4 protein-coding genes are annotated in these 5,979 nt (G+C 75.1%); 3 read left to right on the top strand and 1 reads right to left on the bottom strand.

All coding sequences use genetic code 11. The annotated features are described in order from the left end of the window. Window positions 1-97: 97 nt before the first annotated feature. Window positions 98-763, bottom strand: a complete 666-nt coding sequence (locus ACWGB8_RS37435) for a hypothetical protein (RefSeq protein WP_452218132.1) — start codon at window positions 761-763, stop codon at window positions 98-100. 209 nt (window positions 764-972) lie between these two features. Here ACWGB8_RS37435 and ACWGB8_RS37430 point away from each other — a divergent pair, with 209 nt between their 5' ends. The 3 genes from ACWGB8_RS37430 (at window position 973) to ACWGB8_RS37420 (ending at window position 5,935) form a co-directional block, all read left to right on the top strand. Then, complete coding sequence (locus ACWGB8_RS37430) at window positions 973-2,559, top strand: AMP-binding protein (RefSeq protein WP_452218131.1); 1,587 nt, start codon at window positions 973-975, stop codon at window positions 2,557-2,559. A 100-nt stretch (window positions 2,560-2,659) separates the two neighbouring features. After that, window positions 2,660-3,280, top strand: a complete 621-nt coding sequence (locus tag ACWGB8_RS37425; protein WP_452218130.1) for a TetR/AcrR family transcriptional regulator — start codon at window positions 2,660-2,662, stop codon at window positions 3,278-3,280. 180 nt (window positions 3,281-3,460) lie between these two features. After that, a complete protein-coding gene (locus ACWGB8_RS37420; RefSeq protein ID WP_452218129.1) occupies window positions 3,461-5,935 on the top strand; it encodes a SpoIIE family protein phosphatase in 2,475 nt (824 codons plus the stop codon). Window positions 5,936-5,979 lie beyond the last annotated feature (44 nt).

The raw sequence follows: 5,979 nt of genomic DNA, 5'->3' as shown, positions 1-5,979 counted from the left end.
GCCCGGTGCCGCGCCCGCGCCGCGCGGCCGGTCCGGGGGGACCGGCCGAGCGGCGTCAGGGACCGCAGGAACCGTCGGGGCACGTCGCCGCGCCCGGTCAGGACTCGCCGTCGCGAGCGGCCCGGCGGCGCAGCGTGCGGACGCCGAAGGCCGCGGCGGCGGCCAGCAGGGTCGCCCCGCCGATCACCTCGGCGGTGTCGGGGCCGGAGGTGCCGCCGCCGCCCGTGTCGACCCCGCCGACCGGGTAGCCGTGGTGGCTCGGGCTCGCCGACGGGCTGGGGATGCCGATCGGGAAGGACGGGGAGGAGGTGGCGGTCGGGGTGGCCGTCGGGGTGGAGGGCGCGCACTCGACCGTGAACACCTTCTGCTTGGCCTCCCCGTTCTGGCCGGCGAACGTCCACAGCAGCTTGTAGTGGCCGTCCGGCAGGGCGTACGTGCCGGTGGCCCCGGTGCCGGTGGCCAGGACGATGGCCCCGCCGAGCACCGTCGCGTTGCCGGTGGGCGGCTGCTGCTCGATGGTCCAGGTGACCAGCTCGATCGTGTCGAAGTTGAAGGCCGCCAGGTGGAACTGGCAGACCTTCGGGTCGTTGTTCTGGCTGTCCGGCGCGGTGGCGCTGTCGTGCACCTTGACGTCGCCGTTGTCGCCGGGTGCGGCGAACGCGACCGACGGGGTGCCGAGGGCCAGGACGGCGGCGGTCGCACCGGCGAGCAGCAGGCGGGGTGCGAGGGCGCGGGCGCGCGGTCCGGCGGCAGAGAGTTCCACGGTTGCTCCAGGGTCCGGGGCCGTGCTCTGGGGGAGGGGGGGCGGACGGCCCATCAGGCCACCGTCCGCCCGTCGGCCCGGACCGGCAAGCGTGCCACGCGCCCGGTCCGGCTCGTTCGTCAGAACGGCGCAGCGGAGGTCCCCTGTCGGTGCGCGCGAGGGACGGGCAGTCTTGGACGGCCCGTCAACGACCCTTATGGAGGCACATCTTGGTGTTCCGCAGCGAGTTCCCCGAGGTCGCGACGGTCGACCTGCCGATCCACGAGGCGGTCCTGGGCGACGCCGAGCGCCACGGCGACCGGCCGGCCCTCATCGACGGCGTCACCGGCGAGACGGTGAGCCACGCCGGGCTCGCCGCCGCGGTGCGCCGGGTCGCCGCGGGCCTGGCCGAGGCGGGGGTGCGCCGGGGCGACGTGCTCGCCCTGTTCAGCCCGAACACGATCGCCTACCCGATGGCGTTCTACGGCGCGACCGCCGCCGGGGCGACCGTCACCACCGTCTCCTCGCTCTGTACGGCGGGGGAGCTCGCCGCCCAGCTGGGCGACAGCGGCGCCCGCTGGATCGTCACCGTCTCGCCGTTCCTGCCGGTGGCCCGGGAGGCCGCCGGCAAGCTCGCCGCCGAGGGCCGGCCGATCACCGAGATCGTGGTCCTGGACGGTGCGGAGGGCCACCGCTCGCTGGCCGACCTGCTCGCCTCCACCGGCCCCGAGCCCCGGCCCGCCATCGACCCGGGCGAGGACATCGCCGTCCTGCCGTACTCCAGCGGCACCACCGGCCTTCCCAAGGGCGTGATGCTCACCCACCGCTCGATCGCCACCAACCTCGCCCAGACCGACGCCCTCTACCGGCCCGCGGTCGGCGAGCGGGTCCTCGCCGTGCTGCCGTTCTTCCACATCTACGGTCTGGCGGCGCTGCTCAACCAGCCGCTGCGCTGCGGCGCCACCGTCGTGGTGCTGCCCCGCTTCGACCTGGAGCAGTTCTGCCGCACCATCGAGGAGCAGCGCGTCCAGGCCCTGATCGTGGCGCCGCCGATCGCGCTCGCCCTGGCCAAGCACCCGGTCGTGGACCGCTACGACCTCTCCTCGGTGGAGTACCTGCTGTGCGCCGCGGCCCCGCTGCGCACCGAGCTGGCCGACGCCTGCGCCGCGCGCCTGGGCCTGCCGCGGCTGCTGCAGGGCTACGGCATGACCGAGCTGTCCCCGGTCTGCCACGTGGTCTCCCCGCAGGACGCCGACCCCTCGCCCGGCTCGGTCGGCCGGATGGTGCCCTCCACCGAGCTGCGGGTCGCCGCCCTCGACGGCAGCGGTACCGACCTGGGCCCCGGCGAGAGCGGTGAGCTGCTGGTCCGCGGCCCGCAGGTGATGAAGGGCTACTTCGGCCGCCCCTCGGAGACCGCCGCCACCGTCGACGCCGAGGGCTGGCTGCACACCGGCGACATCGGCTACGTGGACGAGCGCGGCTACCTGTTCGTCGTCGACCGGGTCAAGGAGCTGATCAAGTACAAGGGCTACCAGGTCGCCCCGGCCGAGCTGGAGGCCCTGCTGCTCACCCATCCGGGGGTCGCCGACGCCGCGGTGATCGGCGTCCCCGACCCGGACGGCACCGAGCTGCCCAAGGCGTTCGTGGTACCCGCCCCCGGGGCGGCGCTGACCGAGCCGGAGGTGCTCGCCTTCGTGGCGGAGCGGGTCGCCCCCTACAAGAAGGTGCGGGTGGTGGAGTTCCTGGACGCGGTGCCCAAGTCGGCGGCCGGCAAGATCCTCCGCCGGGAGCTGCGCGCCCGCGAGGCCGCGCGCTGAGCGTGGCAGGATCGACCCCGGGCCCGCCGCCGGCCCCGCCGCGGCGGGCCCCGCCACCGCCACCGCCGACGCCCCGCACCGGAACGGACCGCCACCGCCGATGACCAGCCACGCCGCCGCCCGTACGCCCCAGCAGGACCGCAGCCGCGCCACCCGGGCGCGGCTGCTGGCGGCGGCCGTGGACTGCCTCGCCGAGCACGGCTGGAACGGCAGCACGGTGGCCGTGGTCGCCGAGCGGGCCGGGGTCTCCCGGGGCGCCGCCCAGCACCACTTCCCGACCCGCGAGGACCTCTTCACCGCGGCCGTCGAGCACGTCGCCGCCGAGCGGATCGCCGCCGTCCGGGCCCACGCCGACCGGCTGCCCGCCGCGGGCCCCGAGCGCACCGAGGCCGTCGTCGACATGATCGTCCGGCTCTACACCGGGCCGCTGTTCCGCGCCGCCCTGCACCTGTGGGTCGCCGCCGCCACCGAGGAGGCCCTGCGCGGGCGGATCGTCGCCCTGGAGGGGCACGTCGGGCGGGAGGCGCACCGGGCCGCCGTCGAGTTCCTGGGGGCGGACGAGCGGACCCCCGGCATCCGGGAGAGCGTGCAGGCCACCCTGGACCTCGCCCGCGGCCTGGGCCTCGCCAATCTCCTCACCGACGACAGCGCCCGGCGAACCGGAGTGATCCGGCAGTGGGCCGGCGTCCTGGAGAGTACGCTGCGCCCGGTACGCCCATGACGCCCGTGCACCGAGGTCGGCCGGAAAGTCCCTGACAAAGGGGTCGCCGGGCGGCCGATGTCCGTGCAGTCTGGAGAAACAACACCGGCGGTACGGCACCGTGAACCCCAGGAAACCCCTGCGGAACGCGCATGGAACCGCACCCGACCGGGAACGAGCCGAACGGGGTGTGGCCTGATCATGCGCGGATTCGAGCGGAGTGCGACCGACGCCGGCGACCTGCCGGAACGCGGGACCGGCAGCGTCCCCGCACGCCTGGACGGCCACCGCCTCGTCCCGCTCGCCACCGCCCTGCTCCAGGAGGACGGAACGATCCTGCACTGGAGCGAGGACGCCGAGGCCCTGCTCGGCTACACCTCGGAGGAGGCCGTCGGCAGCTACGCCGCCCGCCTGCTGGCCGCCGACGACGGCCGCCCCGAGGCCGTCGACCTCTTCGACCGGATCATGAGCGGCAAGGGCTGGACCGGCGTCTTCCCGGTCCGCCACCGCGACGGCCACCTCGTCGAGCTGGAGTTCCGCACCTACCCGATCACCGGCCCCGGCGGCATGCTGCTGCTGCTCGCCACCGCCTCCGACGTGCAGGCCCTGCACCGGGTCGAGGCCGACCTCGCCGTCCTCGACGGGATTTTCGGCCAGTCCCCGATCGGCATGGCCGTCTACGACACCGACCTGCGCTACGTCCGGCTCAACGACGCCCTCGCCCGGATGAACGGGGTGCCCGTCGCCGACCACCTCGGCCGCCGGATCAGCAGCGTCCTGCCCGGCATCAACAGCGCCGAGATCGAGCAGACCATGAGACAGGTGCTCACCACCGGCAGACCCGTGGTCGACGCCCGCTCCCACGGCCGGGTGCCCGGCGACCCCCGCCGCGACCGCGCCTGGTCGGCCTCCTACTTCCGGCTGGAGGACACCACCGGCCGGGTCTTCGGCGTCTGCTCCTCCATCATCGACGTCACCGAGCGCTTCCAGGCCGAGGCCCGGGCCGCCCGCGCGCAGGAGCGCCTCGCCACCATCGCCGAGGCCACCGCCAGGATCGGCACCACCCTCGACCTCCAGCGCACCGCGGAGGAGCTGATCGAGGCGGTCGTGCCGCGGTTCGCCGACTTCGCCACCATCGACCTGCTGGAGCCCGTGCTGCGCGGCGCCGAACCCGCGCCGATCCCCGCCGACCGGCCCATCAAGCTGCGCGCCGTCGCCGTCGGCGAGTCCTACGAGTCCGGCCTCAGCGGCGCGGTCGACACCGTCGGCGAGGTCACCGAGTACGCCCCCGGCCGCAGCTACACCCAGTGCCTGCGCAGCGGCCGGCCGCTGCTGCGCTCGCAGGTCGACGAGGACGTGCTGCGCGGCCTGGTCGCCACCGAGGAGCGGGTCGCCCCCGGCGTCGAGGCGGGCATCCACTCGTACCTGATGGTGCCGCTCACCGCCCGCGGCATGGTCCTCGGCGGCTCCGAGTTCATCCGGATGCGCAACCCCGAGCCGTTCACCGACGCGGACGTCGCGCTCGCCGAGGAACTCGTCGCCCGCACCGCCCTCGCCATCGACAACGCCCGCCTCTACCGGCGTGAGCGCGAGACCGCCCTCACCCTGCAGCGCAGCCTGCTGCCCCAGGAGATCCACCGGACCCTCGGCCTGGAGATCGCCTACCGCTACCTGCCCAGCAGCGTCGTCAGCGAGGTCGGCGGCGACTGGTTCGACGTCGTCCCGCTCTCCTGCGGCCGGGTCGCCCTGGTGGTCGGCGACGTCATGGGCCACGGCATCCGCGCCGCCGCCACCATGGGCCAGCTGCGCACCGTCGCCCGTACCCTGGCCACCCTGGACATGCCGCCCGAGCAGGTCCTCAGCCGGCTCGACGAGACCGCCTCCGGCATCGGCGAGGGCCAGTTCGCCACCTGCATCTGCGCCGTCTACGACCCGCTGGAGCGCACCGTACAGGTCGCCTCGGCCGGCCACCTGCCGCCGGTCTGGGTCGGGCCCGACGGCGCCCCGCGCCGGGTCGACCTGCCGCCCGGGGTGCCGCTCGGCGTCGGCGGCGTCGCCTTCGAGTCGATCGAGTTCACCCTCCCCGAGGGCGGCCTGGTCACCCTCTACACCGACGGCCTGGTCGAACGGCGCGGCCAGGACCTCGACGCCGGCATCGACAAGCTCGCCCGCGCCGTCTCCGGCCCCGGCCGCACCCTGGAGGAGAGCTGCGACGCCGTGCTGGAGGCGATGGTCACCGACGGCACCGACGACGACATCGCCATGATCATGGCCCGGGTGCTGCCGCTGCCCGCCGACCGGGTCGCCACCCTCCCGCTCAGCGGCGGCGGCCGCCTCCCCGGCAAGGCCCGCCGCTTCACCCGCGAGACCCTCGCCGGCTGGGGCCTGACCGCCCTCTCCGACTACGCCGAGCTGCTGGTCAGCGAACTCGTCACCAACGCCCTGCTGCACGCCGACGCCCCCCGCCGGCTGCGGCTCTTCCGCGACCGCGTCCTCACCGTCGAGGTCGCCGACGCGGGCGGCCGGACGCCCCAACTGCGCCCCTTCGCCGAGCAGGACGAGGGCGGCCGGGGCATGTTCCTGGTCAGCGAGCTCGCCCAGCGCTGGGGCAGCCGCCTCACCCGGGACGGCAAGGTGGTCTGGGCCGAGCTGGAACTGCCCTTCGGTACCGTCTGACCGCACTCCGGACATGGCGGCGGCCGGTGGCGGACCTCACGAGG

It is taken from the genome of Kitasatospora sp. NPDC054939, from assembly GCF_053610105.1.
The sequence above is the reverse complement of the archived record's forward strand: the minus strand, read 5'-3'. Positions and strand labels throughout refer to the sequence as shown.

What these genes read in the sequence shown, in the direction of transcription:
- ACWGB8_RS37425 (WP_452218130.1), top strand. Translation starts at nt 2,660, where the DNA reads ATGACCAGCCACGCCGCCGCCCGTACGCCCCAGCAGGACCGCAGCCGC.
- ACWGB8_RS37420 (WP_452218129.1), top strand. Translation starts at nt 3,461, where the DNA reads ATGCGCGGATTCGAGCGGAGTGCGACCGACGCCGGCGACCTGCCGGAA.